Annotated in this window: 23 protein-coding genes and 4 tRNA genes; 19 read left to right on the top strand and 8 right to left on the bottom strand. The window is 43.4% G+C overall.

What is annotated here, in order from left to right:
- Positions 1 to 12 precede the first annotated feature (12 nt).
- The 3 genes from C7460_RS10490 to rsfS form a co-directional block, all read right to left on the bottom strand.
- Positions 13 to 3,111: a SusC/RagA family TonB-linked outer membrane protein gene (locus tag C7460_RS10490; protein WP_170147961.1), complete on the bottom strand. Its 3,099-nt coding sequence runs from the start codon at positions 3,109 to 3,111 to the stop codon at positions 13 to 15.
- Between the two features lie 364 nt (positions 3,112 to 3,475).
- Complete coding sequence (gene ftsH / locus C7460_RS10485) at positions 3,476 to 5,593, bottom strand: ATP-dependent zinc metalloprotease FtsH (RefSeq protein ID WP_115868054.1); 2,118 nt, start codon at positions 5,591 to 5,593, stop codon at positions 3,476 to 3,478.
- A 46-nt stretch (positions 5,594 to 5,639) separates the two neighbouring features.
- Positions 5,640 to 6,020, bottom strand: coding sequence for a ribosome silencing factor (rsfS, locus tag C7460_RS10480; protein WP_115868053.1), 381 nt, complete (start codon positions 6,018 to 6,020; stop codon positions 5,640 to 5,642).
- Positions 6,021 to 6,067: 47 nt separating this feature from the next.
- Between rsfS and C7460_RS10475 the strand changes: the two genes are divergently transcribed.
- From C7460_RS10475 to C7460_RS10465, 3 genes are all read left to right on the top strand, one after another.
- A complete protein-coding gene (locus tag C7460_RS10475; RefSeq protein WP_115868052.1) occupies positions 6,068 to 6,829 on the top strand; it encodes a biotin--[acetyl-CoA-carboxylase] ligase in 762 nt (253 codons plus the stop codon).
- Positions 6,830 to 6,881: 52 nt separating this feature from the next.
- Positions 6,882 to 8,189 (top strand): adenosylhomocysteinase, encoded by a 1,308-nt coding sequence (gene ahcY, locus C7460_RS10470; RefSeq protein ID WP_115868051.1) that lies wholly within the window; start codon positions 6,882 to 6,884, stop codon positions 8,187 to 8,189.
- A gap of 66 nt (positions 8,190 to 8,255) precedes the next feature.
- On the top strand, positions 8,256 to 9,329 hold the full coding sequence (locus C7460_RS10465; RefSeq protein WP_115868050.1) for a glycosyltransferase family 4 protein: 1,074 nt from the start codon (positions 8,256 to 8,258) through the stop codon (positions 9,327 to 9,329).
- On the opposite strand, the gene C7460_RS10460 is transcribed toward C7460_RS10465, so the two are convergent.
- Together C7460_RS10460 and C7460_RS10455 are read right to left on the bottom strand one after the other, a co-directional pair.
- Complete coding sequence (locus tag C7460_RS10460) at positions 9,302 to 10,387, bottom strand: glycosyltransferase family 4 protein (protein WP_115868049.1); 1,086 nt, start codon at positions 10,385 to 10,387, stop codon at positions 9,302 to 9,304. The two genes, C7460_RS10465 and C7460_RS10460, sit on opposite strands and share 28 nt — an antisense overlap.
- Positions 10,365 to 11,126, bottom strand: a complete 762-nt coding sequence (locus C7460_RS10455) for a glycosyltransferase family 2 protein (protein ID WP_115868048.1) — start codon at positions 11,124 to 11,126, stop codon at positions 10,365 to 10,367. The genes C7460_RS10460 and C7460_RS10455 overlap by 23 nt, the downstream gene beginning before the upstream one ends.
- A 192-nt stretch (positions 11,127 to 11,318) precedes the next feature.
- Here C7460_RS10455 and C7460_RS10450 point away from each other — a divergent pair, with 192 nt between their 5' ends.
- Genes C7460_RS10450 through nadD form a run of 4 tightly spaced genes read left to right on the top strand, consistent with a single transcriptional unit; the run spans position 11,319 to position 13,372 of the window.
- The gene (locus tag C7460_RS10450; protein ID WP_115868047.1) at positions 11,319 to 11,903 is read left to right on the top strand and encodes a sigma-70 family RNA polymerase sigma factor; all 585 of its coding nucleotides are present in this window, start codon (positions 11,319 to 11,321) and stop codon (positions 11,901 to 11,903) included.
- A gap of 39 nt (positions 11,904 to 11,942) precedes the next feature.
- Complete coding sequence (locus C7460_RS10445) at positions 11,943 to 12,209, top strand: anti-sigma factor (RefSeq protein WP_115868046.1); 267 nt, start codon at positions 11,943 to 11,945, stop codon at positions 12,207 to 12,209.
- A 1-nt stretch (position 12,210) separates the two neighbouring features.
- A complete protein-coding gene (gene gmk / locus C7460_RS10440) occupies positions 12,211 to 12,780 on the top strand; it encodes a guanylate kinase (RefSeq protein ID WP_115868045.1) in 570 nt (189 codons plus the stop codon).
- Positions 12,781 to 12,802: 22 nt separating this feature from the next.
- Positions 12,803 to 13,372: a nicotinate (nicotinamide) nucleotide adenylyltransferase gene (nadD, locus tag C7460_RS10435; protein WP_115868044.1), complete on the top strand. Its 570-nt coding sequence runs from the start codon at positions 12,803 to 12,805 to the stop codon at positions 13,370 to 13,372.
- A 16-nt stretch (positions 13,373 to 13,388) separates the two neighbouring features.
- Here the strand turns inward: nadD and frr are convergent, their stop codons facing one another.
- The 3 genes from frr to C7460_RS10420 form a co-directional block, all read right to left on the bottom strand.
- Positions 13,389 to 13,949, bottom strand: a complete 561-nt coding sequence (frr, locus tag C7460_RS10430; protein WP_115868043.1) for a ribosome recycling factor — start codon at positions 13,947 to 13,949, stop codon at positions 13,389 to 13,391.
- 9 nt (positions 13,950 to 13,958) lie between these two features.
- The gene (gene pyrH, locus C7460_RS10425) at positions 13,959 to 14,663 is read right to left on the bottom strand and encodes a UMP kinase (RefSeq protein ID WP_115868042.1); all 705 of its coding nucleotides are present in this window, start codon (positions 14,661 to 14,663) and stop codon (positions 13,959 to 13,961) included.
- Between the two features lie 75 nt (positions 14,664 to 14,738).
- Positions 14,739 to 15,233, bottom strand: a complete 495-nt coding sequence (locus C7460_RS10420; RefSeq protein ID WP_170147960.1) for an acetyl-CoA carboxylase biotin carboxyl carrier protein subunit — start codon at positions 15,231 to 15,233, stop codon at positions 14,739 to 14,741.
- 225 nt (positions 15,234 to 15,458) lie between these two features.
- Here C7460_RS10420 and C7460_RS10415 point away from each other — a divergent pair.
- The 12 genes from C7460_RS10415 to rpoB all read left to right on the top strand — a co-directional run bounded on the left by C7460_RS10415 (position 15,459) and on the right by rpoB (position 24,220).
- Positions 15,459 to 15,541, top strand: a tRNA-Tyr gene (locus tag C7460_RS10415).
- 93 nt (positions 15,542 to 15,634) lie between these two features.
- Positions 15,635 to 15,707: transfer RNA gene (locus C7460_RS10410), tRNA-Gly, on the top strand.
- Positions 15,708 to 15,813: 106 nt separating this feature from the next.
- Positions 15,814 to 15,885, top strand: a tRNA-Thr gene (locus C7460_RS10405).
- Positions 15,886 to 15,993: 108 nt separating this feature from the next.
- Positions 15,994 to 17,181, top strand: a complete 1,188-nt coding sequence (gene tuf, locus C7460_RS10400; RefSeq protein ID WP_115868040.1) for an elongation factor Tu — start codon at positions 15,994 to 15,996, stop codon at positions 17,179 to 17,181.
- 102 nt (positions 17,182 to 17,283) lie between these two features.
- A tRNA-Trp gene (locus C7460_RS10395) sits at positions 17,284 to 17,356 on the top strand.
- 17 nt (positions 17,357 to 17,373) lie between these two features.
- A complete protein-coding gene (secE, locus tag C7460_RS10390) occupies positions 17,374 to 17,565 on the top strand; it encodes a preprotein translocase subunit SecE (RefSeq protein WP_115868039.1) in 192 nt (63 codons plus the stop codon).
- Positions 17,566 to 17,568: 3 nt separating this feature from the next.
- Positions 17,569 to 18,126, top strand: coding sequence for a transcription termination/antitermination protein NusG (gene nusG / locus C7460_RS10385; protein ID WP_115868038.1), 558 nt, complete (start codon positions 17,569 to 17,571; stop codon positions 18,124 to 18,126).
- A 4-nt stretch (positions 18,127 to 18,130) separates the two neighbouring features.
- Positions 18,131 to 18,574: a 50S ribosomal protein L11 gene (gene rplK / locus C7460_RS10380; protein WP_115868037.1), complete on the top strand. Its 444-nt coding sequence runs from the start codon at positions 18,131 to 18,133 to the stop codon at positions 18,572 to 18,574.
- Between the two features lie 9 nt (positions 18,575 to 18,583).
- Entirely contained in the window at positions 18,584 to 19,282 is a 699-nt protein-coding gene (gene rplA, locus C7460_RS10375) for a 50S ribosomal protein L1 (RefSeq protein WP_115868036.1), read from the top strand.
- Between the two features lie 6 nt (positions 19,283 to 19,288).
- Entirely contained in the window at positions 19,289 to 19,816 is a 528-nt protein-coding gene (gene rplJ, locus C7460_RS10370) for a 50S ribosomal protein L10 (RefSeq protein ID WP_115868035.1), read from the top strand.
- A gap of 30 nt (positions 19,817 to 19,846) precedes the next feature.
- Positions 19,847 to 20,227 carry a 50S ribosomal protein L7/L12 gene (gene rplL / locus C7460_RS10365; protein WP_115868034.1) on the top strand — a complete coding sequence of 127 codons (381 nt, stop codon included), beginning with the start codon at positions 19,847 to 19,849 and terminating at the stop codon, positions 20,225 to 20,227.
- 96 nt (positions 20,228 to 20,323) lie between these two features.
- Positions 20,324 to 24,220: a DNA-directed RNA polymerase subunit beta gene (gene rpoB / locus C7460_RS10360; RefSeq protein ID WP_115868033.1), complete on the top strand. Its 3,897-nt coding sequence runs from the start codon at positions 20,324 to 20,326 to the stop codon at positions 24,218 to 24,220.
- Positions 24,221 to 24,243: the final 23 nt, after the last annotated feature.

Genomic DNA, 24,243 nt, shown 5'->3' with positions numbered 1-24,243 from the left:
AATGAGTTTTGATTAGAAGGTTACTTCAAGACCGAGAATAAACGTGCGAGGATTTGGGACCATACCATCATCCACACCATTGTAGAAAATAGGGTTGTCTCCATTCTCACCGGCATTGGAATTGTAGCTTGGCTTACCCTGCACTTCTGGGTCATACCCGGTGTACTTGGTAAAAGTCAGCAGGTTTTGTGCCTGGCCGTAGATACGGATGGTAGAAGTACCCGGGATCTCTGGTAGTGTATAGCCTACCGTCAAAAACCTTAAGCGGACATAGTCACCTTTCTCTACCCAGCGATCAGAAAGTCGGGCATTGTTGGTGCCCGCCTCAGCATTGGCTCTTGGGATGTTGGTGTTTTTGTTATCCTCAGACCAGGCATCGAGTACTTCTGTACCCATATTGAAAAGCCTCGTCATGCCTTCCGTATAGTAGCGATTGGCGTGTAGTAGCTCAAAGCCGAACGCGCCGGTGATGTTCATGCTCACGTCAAAGTTTTTGTAGCTAGCTGATCCATTGATGCCCAAAGTCCAATCTGGCAAATAGTGTCCGATGTTGGTTCGGTCATCACCATCGATGATGCCGTCTCCGTTGAGGTCTTTGAATCTGATATCACCAGGAGCAATGTCCGGCCCCTGTCGCGTAGCACTAGCATCTCCTGTTGCATCAGCAGCAGCCTGATTGTCTGCGTTGATTTCTGACTGATCCTGATAGATTTTATCCACTTTCCATCCGTAGTAAAAGCCGAGCGGCTCTCCAGCCTCAGCACGCGTGGCGGGTGAGGAGGTGTTCCAAAATACAGGTCCAGAAACGTTGGCCTCTTCATCCACACCGATTTTCTTCACCTCATTACTGATATAGGATGCGTTTACATCAAGATTCCATTTTACGATGCTTTTTTGATCGGTTATCCCAAACGCTACTTCAAATCCCTGGTTGTCCACATCACCGATATTGGATAATGGGCTTACCTCTATCCCTGTGGAGTAGGAAACTGGAACACGAACGATGAGCCCGTCAGTTGATTTTCTGAACCACTCCAGTGATCCATAGATGCGACCCTGAAGCAATTCAAAATCAAGACCGATGTTGGTCATTTTGGTTTCCTCCCACCGCAGACGCTCATTGAAAATTGCATTGGTAGTGAGTCCTTGTACTATTTGATCATCAGCCAGGTTGTAACGGATGTCAGTAAATGTAACCGGATCCCAGGTATAAGCCGGAAGGGCGGTGTTTCCTGTGATACCCCAACTAGCTCTAAACTTTAGGTCAGAGAACAGGCCGCTGGCTGGCGTGAAAAAGGACTCTTCGCTTACTCTCCAGCCAAAGGAGGCCGAAGGAAAGTAGCCTACATTATAATCCGGAGCAAATACCGATGATTGATCCCTTCTGATGGAAGCACTCAGTAAGTATTTGTCTTCAAAGTCGTAGTTTACTCGTGAAAACCAGGAGATGATTCCTTTGCGTTGTACATATCTGCTAGAGGTCTGGCTCTCTATCGGAGCAATCGCCGGGTTCAAGATGCTCTCGTTGGGAAGGAGGTTGGTGCCTGAAGAAATGGACTCCAGGTCCTGAATTTGACGTTCGTATCCAGCCACAGCATTAATGGTATGGCTACCAAAACTCTGGTTGTAATTGAAAGTACCAGTGAGTATAGGCGACAAATAGATCTGGTCGGTTCGTCCAAATCTGGCGGACTCATTTACATTAAAAAGCACCTGACCTGCATCAAATGTTGGCACAAAATTGCGCTTTTGGGTCAGTGAGTTTTCGAGTCCCGCCTGAAACCTAAAACTTAAAGGCTCGAGAATTTTGAAATCCGCAAAAGCCGTAGTGAGTAGCTTGGTAGCTGTCTCTTCATCATCTACGATTGATGAGTGTAGCACTGGCTGGAAGGGGTCTGCATTCTCCGCAAAATCAGGACCTCTAAAACCTCCTTTTCGGCTAGCATCATATACGGGTATGTAAGGCATCATTTGTATGGCCTCAATCACCGGTGTGCGAAAATCCTGATTGCTGACGCTTCTTGACAAAATCATGGATTGACCGATTTTTAATCTGTCGTTCACTTTAGCCTGGATATTGGTGTTTAGTGAAGCTCTGCGGAAGTAGGTGTTTACGAGCATCCCATCCTGATCGAAATATCCACCACCTACCGAGTAAGAGATCTTTTCAGTGCCTCCTTGATAATTGAGGTAATAGTCCTGAATCGGCCCGCCAGGGAGTACTGCATCCTGCCAGTCTGTTTCCACACCGATAAATTCTTCGCTAGGTGTGCCAGGTTTGAATGACTTGCTACTAAAATCATAATCGTCAAAACGAGGAGCAGAAATACCATAAGTATTTTGTGCAAAATTGATGTATTGATCTGTATTCAGGAGGTCGTATTTCTTTGACTCTGGGAGGCTTTGCCATCCGTAGTATGCGCTAATAGATAGCTTGCTCATGCCTGGAGTTCCCTTTTTGGTAGTGATCAGAATCACACCATTTGCTCCTCTAGATCCATAGATTGCTGTACTCGCGGCATCTTTGAGTACCGAGATGTCTTCGATGTTATCCGGGTGGATCTCATTCAAAGCATTTTGCCCAACAATGATTCCATCTACGACAAAGAGAGGATCACTCCCCAAGGCAGAACCAATACCTCTAATTCGTACGGTTGGGTTTCGGCCTGGTGCACCTGAGCCAGAGATAAACACACCACTTACTCTCCCCTGCAGGGCCTGGTCTGCACTCGTGACGGGCAGCTTTGCCACGTCTTCACCGGCCATCCGCGACACAGCAGTGGTGACCTTGCTGCTTTTTTGGGTACCATACCCTACCACTACTACCTCGTCGAGAGACTGCACATCGGTTTCCAGCTTTACATCTATCACCGAACGCTGGTCAATGGATACTTCCAGTGTATTAAACCCAATGAAGCTAAACGTGAGGAGATTGGCACCCTCAGCTACACGTATGGAGTATTGACCATCAAGATCAGTGACTGTACCCGTAGCTGTGCCGGGTACCGCTACCGTGGCTCCAGGAAGGGGTGAGCCTGTGTCATCGAGGACTGTACCTGTGATCTCCCGCTCCTGAGCAGTAGCTGCAAAGGAACTTATCGCTAATACCATCGATAGCAGAAAATTCTTGCTTCGATGTTCGTTTAAATCAAAGATTAAACGTTTAACCAAATGGAAAAGTTTGATCATAATGTGACTAATTAGTTAGTGAAAATTCAAATGAAAAATACTGTTGTTACATCGTGTGTTGTCGTCTACTGTTACCAGAAGCTTGCTACTGGTCTATGTGCCCCATTTCTCACTATGTTTCCACCTGACTGGTGTGGGCGGAATTTTTCATAATGTGATCTTAAATGTATGATTAATCGTTTAAATAAAAAAATTAAATTGCGAATTGAGCTCGAAAATGGGATAGTTGGGCATAAAAAAAGGTGCCTGGTAGGGCACCTTTTATATGATTTATGGTGGAGTAAGCTTATTTCTTGTCTTCTACTTCCTCTTCCTTAGGAGAGTCTTCTGTTTTATCTTCTTGCTCCACTTCTGATTTTACGCTGCTTTTGAGCTTGTCTAGCTCACCGTCTGCAGCAGCTTCTTTGTCCTTTGCTTCTTGCTCGTCTTTTTCGTCATTCGCGTTGGTGTTGTTGGTAAACCGCTGATAAGTAGTTTCATTTTCAAACGGGCGTTTACCAATCAAACGCTCCAGGTCATTTTGGAAAATAATTTCTTTTTCCAGCAGTTCCTTGGCCACGGTTTCGAGCTCATCACGACGAGCAATCAGTAGCTCTTTTGTGCGCTCATATGCCAGCTCCACAAGTGCCTTTACTTCCTTATCTATCAGCTCCGCTGTAGCGTCAGAGTACGGTTTGGTAAAGTTGTACTCAGACTGCTTGCTGTCATAGAAGGAGACATTACCTATTTTGTCATTCATACCGTAAACAGTCACTATGCTGTAGGCCAGTTTGGTAATACGCTCCAGGTCGCTGAGTGCTCCAGTAGAAATTTTACCGAATATCAGATCCTCTGCAGCACGTCCACCCAGCGCCATGCACATCTCGTCCATGAGCTGCTCCGTCTGGTAGAGAAACTGCTCTTTAGGTAGGTATTGGGCATAGCCTAGCGCCGCAACTCCTCGAGGTACGATACTTACTTTCACCAATGGATCTGCATGCTCTAAAAACCAACCTGCCACAGCGTGACCAGCCTCATGATAAGCCACAATTTTCTTCTCCTCAGGAGAAATGATCTTGTTTTTCTTTTCTAGTCCGCCAATCACCCGATCTATCGCATCCTGAAAGTCCTGCATATCCACACTTTTCTTGTTGCGACGTGCGGCGATGAGGGCAGCTTCATTACATACATTGGCTATTTCAGCACCGGCAAATCCCGGCGTTTGTGCGGCCAGTTTTTTAGGGTCTACATCCTCATGTAGTTTGATAGGCTTCAAGTGTACCTTGAAAATAGCTTCACGCCCTACAATGTCCGGCTTGTCTATACTAATCTGTCGGTCAAATCGCCCGGGTCTTAGTAGTGCCGAGTCCAATACATCTGGACGGTTGGTAGCTGCCAGTATGATCACACCAGAGTCGGTGCTGAATCCATCCATTTCCACCAATAGCGAGTTGAGCGTGTTTTCACGTTCATCGTTAGAACCAGGCATTTGTCCTTTTCCTCTTGATCTACCGATCGCATCGATCTCATCGATAAAGACTATACAAGGAGCTTTTTCTTTCGCTTGCTTGAAAAGGTCTCGTACCCGAGCGGCACCTACACCTACAAACATTTCTACGAAATCAGAGCCCGACAAAGTGAAAAACGGAACGCCCGCTTCTCCTGCCACGGCTTTCGCTAATAGGGTTTTACCTGTACCAGGAGGGCCCACAAGTAAGGCGCCTTTTGGAATTTTACCACCCAGGTTGGTAAACTTGCCAGGGTTTTTCAGGAATTCAACTATTTCTTTGATCTCCTCTTTTGCTTCTTCCAGCCCGGCAGCATCATTAAAGGTTATTTTTACTTTATTTTCCGCATCAAAAAGGGCAGCACGGGATTTTCCGATATTGAAAATCTGCCCGCCAGGGCCTCCGCCGCCAGTCATTCTTCGCATCAAAAACCAAAAACCAAAAATGATCAGGAATAAGAATCCCCAGTTGAAAATGATGGAGGTGAAATCCTGCCGTTCATCTACCTCATATCCCACACGCTGGTCTTCTGGGAGTTCAGACATCAGCTGGTTAAACTCCTCATTGAAAATGGTAATATCTACAATGTTAAACTTGTAGTGTGGTCCTGTGTTGGTGGAGAATGGAGATTGCTCTTCCAGCTCTATCTTATATTTTGTGTTTTGCAAAGCCTCTGGCTTTAGCGTAACCTCTACCTGGTCTTGATTTTTGATCAACACAACGCGTTTTACGTCGTTGGCCAAAATCATCTGCTCAAATCGCTTTTTAGAGATAGTGATTGCAGAGTTGGTTCTGCTAAAGTATGTGAAACCAAACACCACAGTGATCAATGCTACGATCACCATTAGCTGGTAATTCGGCTTGTTTGGCTTGCCGCCACCCATGATGGGTTTTTTCTGTCTCGGTTTATCCGCCATTATTTATTTTCCTCAAGTTTAAATCTTACAACGCTGTAGGAGTGAATTAGTTCTCGCTATCGAATCTAGTGATTTTAGCATCACCCCAAAGCTCTTCGAGTGCATAAAATGCACGCTTGTCTTTGTTGAAAACATGTGCCACCACATCCACATAGTCTATGATGATCCATTCGTTGTTTTCTTTCCCTTCTCGTCTCCAGGGGTTTTGTTGGGAGTGCTTGTGGACTTGTTCTTCTATAGAATCGGAGATAGCATCAATTTGTGTGTCCGAATTTCCTGAGCATAGTACAAAAAAATCTGCGATGGCATTTTTTACCTCTCGCAAGTCCATTACCACGACATCAGAAGCCTTCTTTTCTAACATTCCCTGCACCACTAACTCACTCAGCTTTTTAGAATTAATTGCTTCTTTTGCTACTTGCTGCATTCATTCACGTTTTATCCTAGTTTTAACTTCAAAAATACGAATATACTTTGCATAAATACTTTGCCAAAACACTATTTCTGGCCAAAAAGATTGAATTCCTGCCAGAATGTCAGAGTACCAATGATGAATTGATGCGCAGAGCACGCCAAGGCACTGTGTCTGAAGGCTTTTTGCTGTGGGCAGATCATCAGACGGGAGGCAAGGGCCAAAGAGGCAATACGTGGGTGAGCCCAAAAGGGCAAAACCTGCTCTTTTCTCTTTTGCTAAAACCCCGGAAACTTCTGCCAAAAGAAGCGTACCTGATCAATGTCCTGGCGGGTTTGGCTGTACACGAAGCATTAGAGAAATTTTTGGACCTCAAAAATGTGTCCCTAAAATGGCCAAACGACATTTACCTTGGCGGGAAAAAAGCAGGAGGAATACTACTGGAGGCTGGTGTGACCAATTCTACTATCGACAAGCTGGTGATAGGCATAGGTCTCAATGTCAACCAAACCGATTTCGAATTAGACACAGCAACTTCTCTGAAAGGAGTGATGGGATACGATGTGAATAGGGAAGAACTGCTTGAGCAAATCATTTGCGCGCTCGAACGATACTACCTACTGCTCAATGCAGGAAGTAAGGACACCATCCTGCGTAAATACCATGATGTGATGATGTGGAGGGGAGAAGTGCACTGGTTTAGATCAGGTGACGAAGACTTTGCAGGAGAAATCATCGGGATCGATCAGCAAGGTCGGCTGGTTGTCAAAACAAACGAACAAACACGGCGTTTTGAGGTGAAAGAAATCTCATTTGTGCGCTAGCAACTAGAAAAAGGATTATTTGACTAATTTTGCGCTTAATAAATCTAACGACATGATCGAGGAAAAATTGAATTACAAAGTCAAAGACATTAACCAGGCCGAATATGGCCGAAACGAAATTAAATTAGCTGAGGCTGAGATGCCTGGGCTGATGGCTCTTCGCGAAGAGTATGGCGAAAGCAAGCCGCTAAAAGGAGCACGTATAGCTGGATGTTTGCACATGACGATCCAGACCGCAGTTTTGATAGAAACGCTCGTAGAACTAGGAGCAGAAGTAACCTGGTCTTCATGTAATATTTTTTCCACCCAAGATCATGCAGCTGCAGCCATAGCAAAGGCAGGGATACCTGTATATGCATGGAAAGGCCTTACAGATGAGGAGTTTGATTGGTGTATAGAGCAGACTTTGTTTGCTTTTGAAGGTGGTAAGCCACTCAACATGATTTTGGATGATGGGGGAGACCTTACCAATATGGTGTTAGACAAATACCCTGAGCTAGTCAAAGACATCAAAGGGCTTTCTGAAGAGACTACAACGGGTGTGCACAGATTGTACGAGCGCATGAGAAACGGGACACTGCCAATCCCAGCCATCAATGTAAATGACTCAGTTACCAAGTCTAAATTTGATAACAAATACGGATGTAAGGAGTCTTTGGTAGACGCTATCCGCAGAGCTACAGACATTATGCTCGCTGGTAAAGTGGCGGTGGTTGCCGGGTACGGCGATGTAGGAAAAGGATCAGCAGCATCACTTCGCGGAGCTGGTGTGCGTGTCATTGTGACAGAGATAGACCCTATTTGCGCCCTTCAAGCTGCTATGGATGGCTATGAAGTAAAGAAAATGGTAGATGCAGTGCCGAGAGCAGACATCATCGTAACAGCGACTGGTAACAAAGACATCATCCGAGGCGAGCACTTCAAGTTGATGAATGACAAAACGATCGTTTGTAACATTGGCCATTTTGATAACGAAATAGATGTAGCATGGCTCAATGACAACTTCGGTGCCTCTAAAGTAGAGATCAAGCCTCAGGTAGACCTTTACAATGTGGATGGCAATGAAATCATCCTATTGGCAGAAGGTAGACTAGTAAATCTGGGATGTGCTACCGGACACCCTTCGTTTGTTATGTCCAATTCCTTTACGAACCAAACATTGGCTCAGATAGAGCTTTGGAACAACTCGGACCAGTACGAAAATGCAGTGTACACGCTGCCTAAGCATCTGGACGAGAAAGTTGCAGCACTGCACCTCGCCAAAATTGGTGTGGAGTTGGATGTGCTTTCAGAGGATCAGGCTTCTTACATAGGAGTGACTCCTCAGGGACCTTTCAAGCCTGAGCATTACAGATACTAATTATTTTAAGAATAGTATTCACAGACAAAAGCTGCCATATTGGTGGCTTTTGTTGTTTCTAACCCCATGAAGATACTCTTTACCACCCATCAGGGGAATCTGGCAGGAGCCACTTTTTCTCTTTTTTACCTGGCTACTGGCCTGGCCAAAAGGGGACATGAGGTGAGCTGTGCGTGTGGTGAAGACACATTGCTGAGGCAGATGCTTGCCAAGCAAGGTATTGTAAAAACCCATGATATCTCATTTAAGAGTTATCTGGACTTCCGTTCCTTTCAGATGTTGGGATCTTTAGCAACAGCGGAAAAATATGATGTAATATGTGCGCAAGGCGGAAGAGACCGTAACCTCACCATCATGGCCAAGTGGATCTACCGGCTGCAGAGTTTTATCATCTTTACGCGCAGGCAGCGCCCCAGAAATGAGCCCTGGATCAAGCGATGGTATCATATAAAGGGTACAGCGGCCATCGTGATGGTCAGCCATGGACTGAAAAAGCTATTTGTGAGCAAAGGCTATCCACCTAAGCACTTGCCAGTAATTCACAATGGTGTGGCTGATGAGCAGGTAGACCCTGATCTCGTGGAGCTGCTACGCAAAAAATATCAGTTGAATGGAAGGTTAATAGGCTGTGTAGCTCGAAAAAAGCGTCAAATTGATCTGATACGTGCACTCGAGTATTTACCCGAAGCATGTAAGTTACTGCTGGTAGGTGTAGATGAAAAAGACTTCTCAGATGTGGATGCTTTTGTGAACAATAGAGGCAGAATCGTTTGTACTGGGTTGGTGTCCAACACTGAAGCCAGAGCTCTACTTTCACTTATGGATGTTCATGTGCTCCCTTCGCACATGGACGGTTTTGGGCTGTCTACGGTAGAGGCTATGCTGCTAAAGGTACCGGTCATTGGTTCTGATTTTGGGGGTATCCCTGATGTAATTAATGACGGAAAAACGGGATTGCTTTACCAGAATGGCGATGTAGAAGGCCTTGCGTCTAAAATAAACTCCCTTCTAGGTGATATAGAGCTGAAAAAGAGGTTGGTGGAGGAGGCTTATGTAGCAGCCAAATCTTCATTTAATCTGACCAAAACCGTGACGGCTTATGAAAGCCTGTTTCAATCGCTATTGAGTACTTCACGGTAAAGGTGCATGTATTTTTCTGCCATTTTATCAGCTGCAAAATTCTCCACTTGATTTCTGGCGTTTTTAACCAGACTTTGTCTCAACTCCTGATGATCTGTCAACTGGAGGGAGTAGGAAATCATGCTTTTAAGATCTTCCGCCGGACATAATAGTCCGGTTTTTTCATGTGAAATAAGCTCCGGAATCCCACCAGTATCAAAGGCAATAACCGGCACTTCATGATAAAATGCATCCAAAATAGTGGTGTTGAGTCCTTCTGACCTGGACGGTACAAGGAGACAGTAAAGTGAATACCAAAGTGCTGAGAGATCATTTCGAAAACCGAGGAAACTCACATTTTCGCCCCACTTGGTGGAGCTGCACTTTTGCTTTAGGCTGTGACCGAGAGGCCCTTCACCGATCACCACAAAATGTATGGCTGATCGTTTTTGACTAAGAGTTTGAGCTACTTTAAGGAAAAGGTCAGGTCCTTTTTCAGCAGAAAGAGCACCCACAAAAGCAAATAGTTTAGTTTCATATGGGATTCTCAGTTCGCTGTGCAGGTCAATGGTGTGAGCTGCAGGTGCCAACTTCACACCGCTATAGATCGTCTCGATGTGCTGCGCAGGGGCAATGGTTTTTAACTTTTCCTGAATCGCTTGAGATATCCCCACTAATCTTTTTATCTGAGGGTGTTGGTATTTCCAGCGTTGGAGTAAACCACCAATACGAGGCATGGATCTTCTCGTGACCACCATGGGGATAGACATTCCCAGGAGTGAAGCAAGCAGGCAAACCAAGTGCGCTCTGGAGTCGTGAGCATGGATGATGTCAAAGTCTGTTTTTTTGATGACTTTCAGTAAGTGTAAAACGTGCGCTGATTTTCTTTTGGATTTGAAAGGACGCATTTTATTGTGCGTCGTTTTTTGAAACAGCGAACTATCGCCAGGGCAAAGCAAATGCGAATTCCATTGGTTGGATAGGAGACTTTCGTGTAGCAGGTGTACTTGTCGCTCACCGCCCCGCCAGTCCATTTCTGTACTCACATGCAGTATGCTATTGCCTCTTGTTGAGCTCATACAGCTTTTTGTATTTCAGGTACTTACCTTTCATGGAATACCACGCGATCAGCCATCCCGACTTTCCATCCCGAAAACCACCTCTGAAAATATAGTCTCGGATACCTTTTATCAATGCGCTCAGCACACCTCGTAGTATTGAGCTAGATTTTCCTTCAGCATACAAAGCCTCAGCACCAATTTCGGCATAATTAGTTATCCGTTGTTTATGCTCCGCTATCGTTTCAAACCCATAGTGCAACAAGTGCCCTTGCAACCGTTTCACTTCCTTTATTTCTTTTGGGAAAACCTGGTCATGGGGATTTCTACCACCCCATTTAGCTTTGGATTTATTCCACAGCCGTAACTTCCAGTCCGGATACCACCCCCCATGCTTGATCCACGTGCCAGCGTAGTAAGTGATTCGGTTCATTTCATATACGCCTGCAGGAAACCCCTGCTTTTTTTCTCTAGCTATAGATTGAATTAACTCCTCTGTGAGTTGCTCATCAGCATCTAGTGCCAGCACATGCTGATGGCTGGTTTTGGTCAGAGCAAACTGTTTTTGCTCTACTTGCCCCTTGTACGCATGTTCAAAAACGATTGCGCCATGACGTAATGCAATGTTTTTGGTGTCGTCAGTCGAGAAAGAATCCACAACGATGAGCTCATCAGAAAGACCAGCAACGCTCTGCAAACATGCTTCGAGTCGGAGTTCTTCGTTATGCGTAATCACTACTACAGAAAGTGGAGTATCCATGCTAATAAGCGCAAGCTAATAGAATTTTATCCATTTGGGAGAAGTTAAGCCCAGTAGGCGAAAAACTCTAGTCTTAAGTCCAACTAAAGAATGATAATAACGTAAAACTATGTGCATACATGTAGTTGAAAAACAATCTGGATGTATTATTCCTTTTAATAAGAGAGCATGCGAGAGGTGATAAATAAGACAATGGAGGAGGATAAGCCAATAAGACGTAAGTATACAGACCTGGAGCGAAAAGATATTTTTGACAATGAATTTTTGCCCCACCTGGATGCCATGTACAATTTTGCGTACAGGCTCACATTCGATCAGGATGATGCTAAGGACCTGGTACAGGATACCTATATGAAGGCTTATCGCTTTATCAACTCCTTCCAGCAGGGGACTAACGCTAAAGCCTGGCTCTATAGAATTCTGAAAAATAGCTTCATAAATGACTTCAGAAAGAAAAGTAAGGAGCCCGGAAAGGTAGATTATCAGGAAGTAGAGAACTTCTACAATTCAGATAATGTTGATGAAAGCAAGACTGTAGATTTGCGGATAGATACGGTGAAAGACATGATTGGTGATGAGGTCACCAATGCATTAAACTCACTGGCAGTAGACTTCCGCACAGTGATTATTTTGTGTGACCTGGAAGGTTTTACTTATGAGGAAATGGCCAAAATTCTAGACATACCCATAGGTACAGTTCGGTCGCGTTTACACAGGGCAAGAAATCTTCTAAAAGAAAAACTCAAGTCCTATGCGGAAACTATGGGCTACAAGTAAATTTTATTTATTTAGTTTGTGAATTAATACCAACAAACCATGTCGGAAACCCCTGCTAAGAAAGGAAAAAGTGATTGCGTAGAATTTGACAAATGCTTGAAAATACTTCACCTGATGCTGGACAATGAAGCTAGCTTGGAGCAGGAAAATTACCTCAAGCAGCACATCGAAAAATGTATGGTCTGCTTTGAACAATATGAAGTAGAGCGGCAAATTAGGCAATTGCTAAGAAACAAACTGACTAATCAGCAGGTGCCCTCCGACCTGGCACAATCTATTAGAAATAAAGTATTCGAATCAGCCTAATATGACTGGCAAGGCCATTATTTTTTGTGCACCCTCAGGTGCCGGCAAGACGACCATTGTAAAACACCTTATTAAAACCATTCCTTCACTTAAGTTTTCCATCTCAGCTACCACCAGAGCACCACGTGGAGGAGTAGAAGAGCATGGGAAGGATTATTACTTCCTTAGCGAACAGGAATTTCAATCTAAACTTGCTCAAAATGAATTGCTGGAATGGCAAGAAGTCTATGAGGGTACCTATTATGGCACGCTCAGGTCTGAAGTAGAGCGTATTTGGCTGGCGGGAAATCATGTGATTTTTGATGTGGATGTAATCGGCGGTATCAACCTTAAAAAGGCGATTGGTGATCGGGCACTTTCTGTGTTTGTAAATGCTGAAAGCGTGGAGGTTTTGCGTGAGCGGTTAGAAAATCGAAACACCGAATCGGCTGAATCTCTGGAAAAGCGAGTGGGAAAGGCGGCCGAGGAAATGAAATACGCGGACCAGTTTGACTATGTCCTTATCAATAGAGAGCTCACTGACGCATTTGCAGAAGCCGAACAGGTTGTCAATCAGTTTATCTCCTCTTGATGCGATAAAATAGCTTAAAACGATGAAAGTAGGACTCTTTTTCGGATCGTTTAATCCCATACACATGGGGCATCTGATCATAGCCAATATCGCCCACCAAAGCACGGACATGGATGAGGTCTGGTTTGTAGTTTCTCCTCAAAACCCCTTCAAGAAAAATAACAACCTACTGCATGAGTTTGACAGATACAACCTGGTGCAGGCTGCTATAGCTGATGATTTTCATTTTCGCGTGTCAGATGTTGAGTTTAACATGCCACGCCCGAGCTATACAGTGGATACCTTGGCGGTTTTGTCAGACAAGTATGATCATGAGTTTTCATTGATCATAGGCGGAGATAACCTGGAGTCTTTCAAAAAATGGAAGAATTACCAGGTGATACTTGAAGAGTTTGGGCTGGTGGTATATCCTCGTCCCAGTTCTTCGTTAAACGAGCTGGCAGATCACCCCAATGTTCAGGTAATAGAAGCTCCGGAAATGGATATTTCCGCTACACTGATCAGAAAAATGATTCGAGCAGATCAGTCTGTGAAGTACCTGGTTCCGGAGCCTGTAGAAGCTCAAATTCGAGCTCAAAATTTGTTTAAATAGGAGTCAACACTGACGATTAAATCGTCATAATGTCTTTTTCTTTTGTCTCCAGCAGTGCGTCGAGTTTCTTGGTATGCTCATCAGTGATTTTTTGCACCTCTTCCTCGGCACCTTTGATCGCATCTTCAGGAGCTCCATCTTTCAAGAGTTTTTTGAGAGCATCCATCACTTCTTTTCGTGCATTACGAACACTTATTTTCCCATTTTCGGTTTCCGCTTTGGCTTGCTTTACCAGACCCAGTCTACGCTCCTCAGTCAATGGTGGGATATTGATGCGTATGAGCTCTCCATCATTCTGAGGGTTGAGTCCCAGGTTTGCATTGATAATGGCACGCTCCACATCAGGAATGATCTTCTTTTCAAAAGGCTTAACACTGATAGTACGAGCGTCAGGTGTAGATACAGAAGCTACCTGGTTTAGAGGTGTCATGGCTCCATAGTACTCCACTTCCACACCGTCAAGCATACTAGGCATTGCTTTTCCAGCACGAATCTTCGCCAATTCAGCATTTGTATGAGAGATGGCCTTGTCCATCAGCTCCTGGGCATGTTCGAGATAAAAGTCTATATCTTCCATTCTATTTATTTACTTAATTAAAGTACCTACTTCTTTTCCTTCTACAATGCTTTCCAGATTGCCAGGCTTGTTCATGTCAAACACTATGATAGGCAGGTCATTTTCCATACATAGGGTAAAAGCCGTCATATCCATAATGCTGAGCCCTTTTTCATAAGCTTCCTGGAAAGTTACATTGGAATATTTCTTCGCATCTGGGTCTTTTTCAGGGTCGGCAGTGTAAACACCATCTACCCGGGTACCTTTTAGTACTACATCGGCCTCTATTTCAATAGCACGCAGGCTTGCTGTAGAATCAGTCGTGAAATACGGATTGCCAATCCCGGCACCAAAAATCACTACTCTACCTTTTTCCAAATGCCGAATGGCCCGTCTACGAATGAAAGGTTCGCATACCTGCTCCATTTTAAGACCAGACATGAGCCTTGTGTACATCCCGTGTTTTTCCAGTGCACTTTGCAAAGCCATGGCGTTGATTACAGTCGCCAGCATGCCCATGTAGTCACCTTGCACCCGGTCTATGCCAGACTTTTCTCCATCCACTCCTCTGAAAATATTGCCACCACCTATGACAATCGCGAGCTCCAGGCCCATATCTCTTACCTTTTTGATTTCTTGGGCATATTGTTCGAGCCTGTTTGAATCAATGCCATGTTGTTTATCACCCATTAGGGCTTCACCACTTAGCTTGAGGAGTATCCTTTTGTATTTCATGCAGAGGTTGCTATTGTTTTATCAGTTAAAATCTCACAAAAATATAAAGTTTCATCTACGATGCTTTGTCACTTATCAAAAAGATATGAGGAGTTGGTTTTTTTCTACATTATCACCCTTGCCAACATGTACTTCAGCGATTGTTCCTGCTACCGGAGATTTAATAATGTTTTCCATTTTCATAGCCTCCAGGATCAGTAGTGCATCACCTTCGTGTACTGTATCTCCGGCCTTCACATTAATATCGATGATACCTCCGGGCATGGGAGCAGTTATTTCATTCACCTGAGCACCTTCGCTCACATCCATCCCCAATTCTTCTAATATTTGGGTAATGTGATCTTTGATTTCCAAATGCACTGGCGCACCATTGATAGACAACTCTAACTCGGCACCTGCATCGTTAAGGACATTTATTTGATAAGCCTTTTGGTTATAGTGTAATACAAATTCGTCCTTTGCTACTTGTTTTAACGAATAGTCAATAGAGGATTCATTTACCAGAAGAGTACCATTACGGTCCTTCACTTCAAATAAATGATCGTTGTTTACAGAAATTTTCAGATTCATTTTAGGGTTATTTTTGGAGCCACTATTATAAATAAAATAAGCCATGTGTATGGCTTTCAATGACTTGAATCGGGTGACTTTTTGGTGATAAAAAATCATTGTGAAAATCATTTCCAGATTTAGTGGTAAAAATTTGATTAAAATAAAAAAGCGTATAATTTTGCATTCCCTTTTTCAGGGACAACCTGACGAAAGGAATACTTTGAGAGAGTGAAAAATCTAGTTGGGGGGATACCAAAGCGGCCAACTGGGACGGACTGTAAATCCGTTGACTTATGTCTTCGCAGGTTCGAATCCTGCTCCCCCCACTTCTACTCGTAACAGTGCGAGACATCAGAAAATGATCTGGTGGTTTTGAATATAATGAAATAAGATTCATACTGGAGGCTTCCAGTATAGAAGCGGGTGTAGCTCAGTTGGTAGAGCGACAGCCTTCCAAGCTGTAGGTCGCGGGTTCGAGCCTCGTCACCCGCTCTGAAATTCAGAGCGGACAGTTTCGTTGCTGAAAAATCGGGTTTAATCCTGAGTTGTCAGGAGCGATACTCGTTCGAGAGATTTAAAGCTCTTTGATTTCCCAGAAGCCGATGTAGCTCAGGGGTAGAGTGCTTCCTTGGTAAGGAAGAGGTCACGGGTTCAAATCCCGTCATTGGCTCTTGTTTTGTCAAAGGGGACTTGGGGTGGCTTGGACATCCCGGAAAGAGTATTAATTTTGATTAAACTATAATTATTTATTTAGGAATTAAACCGAGGATTATCAGACATGGCTAAAGAAACCTTTGATCGTTCAAAACCGCACGTTAATATCGGTACTATTGGTCACGTTGACCATGGTAAGACTACATTGACTGCTGCAATCTCTGCTGTTCTTTCTTCTAAAGGACTTGCTGAGATAAAAGACTTTTCTTCAATTGACAATGCTCCTGAAGAAAAAGAAAGAGGTATTACTATCAACACCTCTCACATCGAATACCAAACAGAAAACAGACACTACGCACACGTTGACTGTCCAGGTCACGCCGATTACGTGAAAAACATGGTAACTGGTGCTGCGCAGATGGATGGTGCTATCATCGTAGTTGCTGCTACTGATGGTCCTATGCCACAAACGCGTGAGCACATCCTTCTTTCACGTCAGGTAGGTGTACCTGCTCTTGTTGTTTTCATGAACAAAGTAGATTTGGTAGACGATCCTGAGCTTCTAGAGCTTGTAGAGATGGAAATCAGAGAGCTTCTTTCTGATTATGACTTCCCAGGTGACGATATCCCTGTAATTCAAGGTTCTGCCCTTGGTGCACTTAATGGTGAGCCTAAGTGGGTAGAAAAAGTAGACGAGCTTATGGCTGCTGTGGATGAGTACATTCCTCTTCCTGAGCGTGCTGTAGACAAAGACTTCTTGATGCCTGTAGAGGATGTATTCTCTATCACAGGTCGTGGGACTGTTGCTACTGGTAGAATCGAGCGTGGTGTGATCAACTCTGGTGACCCTGTAGATATCATCGGTATGGGTGCTGAAGATCTTAAGTCTACTATCACTGGTGTGGAAATGTTCCGTAAGATCCTCGATAGAGGTGAGGCTGGTGATAACGTAGGTCTACTTCTTAGAGGTATTGAGAAGAGCGAGATCAGAAGAGGTATGATCATCTGTAAGCCTGGTTCTGTAACTCCTCACGCTCACTTCAAAGCTGAAGTTTACGTATTGTCAAAAGAAGAAGGTGGACGTCACACTCCATTCTTCAACAAATACCGTCCTCAGTTCTACCTAAGAACGACTGACGTAACTGGTGAAATCAAACTTCCTGAAAACGTGGAAATGGTAATGCCAGGTGATAACGTAACCATCGAAGTAAACCTGATCAACCCTGTTGCCCTTGAAAAAGGTCTTCGATTTGCGATCAGAGAAGGTGGACGTACAGTAGGATCAGGTCAGGTAACTGAAATCCTTGACTAAGACTAACAAACAATGCGATCTAAATTAAATTTAGGTCGCATTTGTTTATAAATATTGATTCATCTAACTTTGCAGTCCTTTTGGGGACTGCATGGTTTTTATACGGGTGTAGCTCAATTGGTAGAGTAGTGGTCTCCAAAACCATTGGTTGGGGGTTCGAGTCCCTCCTCCCGTGCAATCTTATAACTAACGATGGATAAAGTAGTATCTTTTTTCAAAGAGGCGTATGACGAGTTGCTTCACAAAGTGACCTGGCCTAAGTACTCAGAGTTACAAAACAGCAGTATTTTGGTGTTAGTAGCTTCTTTGATCTTCGCTCTGATGATTGGTCTTTTCGATCTTGGTTTCGAAAACGCCATGAAATGGTTTTATAACGAATTTTAGAGAATGTCTGAGTTCAAGTGGTATGTAGTGCGGGCAATTAGTGGTCGTGAAAAAAAGGTAAAGAACTATCTGGAGCAGGAGGTAGCCAGAAATGGTATAGAACAGCTCGTACCACAGGTGCTAATCCCATCGGAAAAAGTTTACGAAATGAGAAACGGGAAGAAGCGAGTTCGTGAGCGCAACTTCTTTCCTGGATATATACTCATCCATGCTGACCTTAGTAACGGTGAGACTCAGCATATTATAACCAATACACCTGATGTAATTGGTTTCCTTGGTGAAGGCTCTACCAGTGCTTCCAAAGATCCTGTGCCACTTCGTCAAAACGAAGTGAATCGAATCTTAGGTAGAGTAGACGAAGCTGAGGAGTACGAAGAGAAACTTGATACACCTTTTATTGTCGGAGAATCTGTTAAAGTAATGGATGGTCCGTTCAGTGGTTTTACAGGTACTGTAGAAGAGGTGTTCGAGGATCGTAAGAAGCTAAACGTTACAGTTAAAATTTTCGGAAGAAATACTCCTGTAGAGTTGAATTACATACAGGTAGAAAAACAAGAATAATCTAATGGCTAAAGAGATAACAGGTTATTTAAAGCTCCAGGTTAAGGGTGGAGCGGCTAACCCTTCTCCACCAGTAGGACCGGCACTTGGTGCCAAAGGTCTGAACATTATGGAGTTTTGTAAGCAGTTCAACGCGAGAACTCAGGAAAAGCAGGGTCAATTGCTTCCAGTAGTAGTTACAATCTACTCTGACAAGTCATTTGATTTTGTAATTAAAACTCCTCCAGCGCCAGTGCTGATCATGGAGAAAGCGAAGATCAAGAAGGGATCATCTGAGCCAAATCGTGCTAAGGTAGGATCTATTTCTTGGGACCAGGTAAAAGAAATAGCAGAGATTAAAATGCCTGATTTGAATGCTTTCAAATTGGAGTCTGCTATGAGACAAGTAGCTGGTACAGCACGTAGCATGGGAGTAAAAGTTTCTGGTAAAGCGCCTTGGGCTAACTAAGATAGTACAATGGGAAAGATTACAAAAAATCAAAAGAAGGCTGCAGAACTCGTAGATAGCGAAAAGCAATACTCATTGGAGGAAGCTGCTGAGCTAGTGAAGAAAATCACGTTTACGAAGTTCGATGCATCTGTAGATATTGATGTACGATTAGGAGTAGATCCACGAAAAGCTGACCAAATGGTTAGAGGTGTGGTGGCCCTTCCTAATGGTATTGGTAAAGATGTACGTGTATTGGTACTTTGTACTCCAGACAAAGAGGAGGAAGCCAAGGCTGCAGGAGCAGATCACGTAGGACTTGATGACTACATAGCTAAAATTGAAGATGGATGGACTGATATCGATGTGATCATCACCATGCCTACAGTTATGGCTAAGGTAGGACGCTTAGGTAGAGTGTTAGGGCCAAGAGGTCTTATGCCAAACCCTAAGTCTGGTACGGTAACTATGGATATCGCTCAGGCGGTAAAAGAAGTTAAAGCCGGTAAAATCGACTTTAAAGTAGATAAAACTGGTATCATCCACACGAGTATTGGTAAAGTGTCTTTTGATGCGCAAAAGATTCAAGAGAATGCTGCTGAGATGATTCAGACTATTGCAAAGCTAAAACCAGCTTCTGCAAAAGGAACGTACTTTAAATCAATCTCTATCTCTAGTACAATGAGTAAAGGGATTGCAATTGATAAAAATAGCATAGCTGGACTATAAGACGTTATGACTAGAGAAGAAAAAGCACAATTGATAGCTGGTTTAACTGAGAAGTTCCAGCAGACAGATCACTTCTACATCACTGACACTTCAGGACTTACTGTTGCAGAAATCAACAAGTTCCGTGAGATGTGTTTCAACAAGGGTGTTGAATACAAAGTGGTAAAAAATACTTTGATCAAAAAAGCATTGGATGGCATAGAAGGAGATTACTCCGAGCTGGACAATGTACTTAAGGGATTTTCAGGCGTTATGTTCGTCAATGAAAATGCTAACGTTCCTGCAAAAGTCATCAAAGACTTTAAAAAGGAAGACAAGGATCAAAGACCTAAGTTTAAGGCTGCTTCCATAGATTCAGATATATTCATCGGTGAGGATCAATTAGACGCATTGAGCAAGCTCAAGTCTAAGCAAGAACTTATTGGTGAGGTTATCACTTTACTACAGTCACCTGCTAAGAACGTAGTTTCTGCCCTTCAGAGTGGTGGAGATACCTTGGCTGGCTTGGTAAAAACACTTTCAGAGAGAGAATAAGATTATTAACAAAATTAATTGACGATTAAAATGGCAGATTTAAAAGAATTCGCTGAACAACTAGTAAACCTTTCAGTAAAAGAGGTAAATGAGCTAGCTACAATTCTTAAAGATGAATATGGTATTGAGCCTGCAGCAGCAGCAGCTCCAGTAATGGTAGCTGGTGGTGGCGCAGAAGGTGGCGACGGAGCTGAAGAGAAATCTTCTTTCGACGTTGTATTGAAGTCTGCTGGTTCTGCTAAGCTTGCTGTAGTTAAGCTTGTAAAAGAACTAACAGGTCTTGGACTGAAAGAAGCTAAAGAAATGGTTGATGGTGCTCCTAGCAACGTAAAAGAAGGAGTAGCAAAAGACGAAGCTGAGGCATTGAAAAAGCAGCTTGAAGAAGCTGGTGCCGAAGTTGAGTTAAAGTAATTGCAATATTTATCAACTAAGGTATAGGCCTGGCCTCCGATACGTATCGGAGTCAGGTCTTTTCCTGTTTGTATCTACTTCACATTGTTCTGACCCATATTTCGAACTAAAACAGATAAAGCTTTGGCTAATAATACATCTGAGAGAATTAATTTCTCTTCCATAAAGTCAGTAATCGACTATCCGGATTTTCTGGACGTTCAGCTTAAGTCTTTCGAAGATTTCTTCCAATTGGACACTCCTTCAGAGAAGAGAAATTCAGAGGGCCTCTATAAGGTGTTTATGGAAAACTTTCCAATCACCGATTCTAGAGAAAATTTCGTACTGGAATTTGTTGATTACACTGTTGATCCACCTAAATACTCTGTAGATGAAAGTATCGAGCGTGGCTTGACTTATTCTGTTCCTCTAAAAGCCAAGCTTCGTTTGCTTTGTAACGACGAAGAAAACGAAGATTTTGAAACCATTGAGCAAGAAGTGTTCTTGGGTAATATCCCATACATGACCGCCAAAGGTTCTTTCGTAATTAATGGTGCAGAGCGTGTGATTGTTTCACAGCTTCACCGTTCACCAGGAGTGTTCTTCGCACAAAGCAAGCACACGAATGGTACCTTGCTTTATTCTGCAAGAATTATCCCTTTCAAGGGATCATGGATTGAATTTGCTACTGACGTAAATAACGTTATGTACGCATATATCGATCGAAAAAAGAAATTCCCAATTACTACCCTATTGCGTTCAATAGGTTATGGTTCGGATAAGCAGATCCTTGATTTATTCGGATTATCTGAAGAAATAGAGGCTACTGATTCAGAACTCAAGAAAGTAGTTGGTAGAAGATTGGCTGCGCGTGTTTTGCGTACCTGGACGGAAGATTTCGTTGATGAAGATACTGGTGAGGTAGTATCAATTGATCGAAATGAAGTAATTCTAGAGCGTGACAGCATAATCAGTGAGGATGACATTGAAACTATCCTCGACTCTGGAACAAAGTCCATTATCCTTCATAGAAAGGATGTGAACATCACAGATTACTCTATCATTTATAATACGCTTCAAAAAGATAACTCTAACTCAGAGAAGGAAGCAGTAGAGCAGATCTATCGTCAACTTAGAAACACCGACGCTCCTGATGAGCAGACGGCAAGAGATATCATCCAAAACTTGTTTTTTAGTGACAAGCGATATGATCTTGGTGAAGTTGGACGTTACAGAATCAACAAAAAATTAGGCCTTGAGCTTGGATACGACAAGCGTACTTTAACAACTGAGGACATTATCCTTATTGTTAAGTATTTGATAGGCTTGATCAACTCTAAAGCCGTGGTTGATGATATTGACCACCTTAGTAATAGACGTGTAAGAACAGTTGGAGAACAACTATACGCACAATTTGGAGTAGGACTTGCTCGTATGGCAAGAACCATCCGTGAGCGTATGAACGTTCGTGATAATGAAGACTTTAAGCCCGTTGATTTGATCAACGCGCGTACACTTTCTTCAGTAATCAATTCGTTCTTTGGTACGAATCAGCTTTCTCAGTTCATGGATCAAACCAATCCATTGGCGGAGATTACGCACAAGCGAAGAATGTCCGCGTTGGGTCCTGGTGGTCTGTCACGAGAGCGTGCTGGTTTCGAAGTTCGTGATGTTCACTATACACACTACGGACGACTATGTACTATTGAAACACCTGAAGGTCCAAATATTGGTCTGATTTCATCACTTTGTGTTCACGCCAAAGTGAACCAGATGGGATTCATCGAGACACCTTATAGAGATGTGAATGAAGGTGTGGTAGATATGACTGGAAACGTGAAATATCTGACTGCAGAAGAAGAAGATACTCACAATATTGCTCAGGCGAATGCGCCGTTGGATGATTCAGGTACTTTCCTAAATGATAAGGTAAAGGCTCGTTTCGAAGGAGACTTCCCAGTGGTAGATCCTAAAGAGCTGAAATACATGGATGTTGCTCCAAACCAGATTGTTTCGGTTGCGGCATCAATGATTCCATTCCTTGAGCATGATGATGCAAACCGTGCTTTGATGGGGTCAAACATGCAACGTCAGGCGGTTCCTTTGTTGCGTCCACAAGCACCTATTGTGGGTACAGGATTGGAAAAACGAGTGGCTATTGACTCGAGAGCGCTTGTAGTAGCAGAAGGCGATGGTGAAATTGAATATGTAGATGCCAAAAAGATCGTTGTAAAATATGAGCGGTCGGAGGAAGATCTACTTATTTCTTTCAACAGTCCTAGTGTTACTTATGAATTAACCAAGTTCCGAAGAACTAACCAGGACACATGCGTTAACCTTAAGCCTATTGTGTACAAAGGACAAAAGGTGGTGAAAGGGGAACCTTTATGTGAAGGTTTTGCTACAGAAAAAGGTGAATTGGCCTTAGGTCGAAACCTGTTGGTAGCTTATATGCCTTGGCAAGGATACAACTTTGAGGATGCGATAGTTATTTCTGAAAAAGTTGTTCGTGAAGACATATTCACTTCTATCCATATCGATGAGTATGAGCTAGAAGTTCGTGATACAAAACGAGGTGAAGAAGAGTTGACTTCAGAGATACCTAACGTTAGCGAAGAGGCGGTAAAAAACCTTGACGAAAATGGTATCATCCGAACTGGAGCAGAGATTCGTGAAGGAGATATTCTGATAGGTAAAATCACTCCTAAAGGAGAAACAGATCCAACTCCTGAGGAGAAACTCCTGAGAGCGATATTTGGTGATAAGGCTGGTGATGTGAAAGATGCGTCTCTGAAAGCTTCTCCGTCACTTCGAGGAGTGGTGATTGATACAAAACTATTCTCGCGTCCTAAGAAAGATAAAGATCTACGAGCACGTACTAAGAAAGAAGTTGAACTTCTGAAGAGTCGCTATAGCAAAGATCTTACTGATATTCGTAACCAAATGATCGATAAGCTGGCTACTCTCCTTGAGGGGAAAACTTGTCAGGGTATCAAACACAAGTTTGGTGACGAAGTAATGTCTAAGGGTACGAAGTATTCTAGAAAGAACATCGAAGCGAATCTTTTCCCTGCTAAGAACATTTACAGAGATGAGAGTAACTACAATGTTCCAGAGGAAGCCAACTTGATTTCCGACCTTATTATTGAGGGTTGGGCGACAGACGAGCATACCAATGATCTCATATTCAAGATGGTGAAAAATTACATCAACAAGAGAAATGAGGTTTCAGGGATCTTCAAACGTGAGCGATTTACGCTAGAAGTAGGAGATGAATTACCTGCTGGTATTGTTCAGTTGGCTAAAGTTTATGTAGCTAAAAAGCGTAAACTAAAAGTAGGTGATAAAATGGCAGGTCGTCACGGTAACAAAGGTGTTGTGGCGAAAATCGTTAGAGAAGAGGATATGCCATTTATGGAAGATGGTACTCCGGTAGATATCGTTCTAAACCCACTGGGTGTACCATCTCGTATGAACATCGGACAGATCTACGAAACAGTTCTAGGATGGGCCGGTCTGAAACTTGGAAGAAAATATGCAACGCCAATATTTGACGGTGCTACTGAAGACGAGGTTCAAGCAGAATTGAAAGAAGCAGGATTGCCATCATTCGGACGTTCATATCTCTTTGACGGCTTGACTGGAAAACGCTTCGACCAGCCTGTAACTGTAGGGGTGGCATATATGCTGAAACTTGGTCACCTGGTGGATGACAAGATGCACGCTCGTAGTATTGGACCATACTCACTAATCACACAGCAACCACTAGGAGGTAAAGCTCAGTTTGGTGGTCAGCGATTTGGTGAGATGGAGGTTTGGGCACTTGAGGCATTCGGTGCAGCCAATGTTCTCCAGGAGATCCTGACGATAAAATCTGATGATGTAATCGGACGAGCGAAGGCTTACGAAGCTATCGTAAAAGGTGAAAATATGCAGAAGCCGAACATTCCGGAATCATTCAACGTACTCGTACACGAGTTGCGTGGACTGGCACTTGAAATCACCTTAGACTAATAAATTGGATATCAGCCCCTTTC

The sequence above is a fragment of the Marinoscillum furvescens DSM 4134 genome (genome assembly GCF_003386095.1).
Classification (GTDB): Bacteria; Bacteroidota; Bacteroidia; order Cytophagales; family Cyclobacteriaceae; genus Marinoscillum; species Marinoscillum furvescens.
Note: the sequence above shows the minus strand (reverse complement) of the source record. Positions and strands in the feature narration are given on the sequence as shown.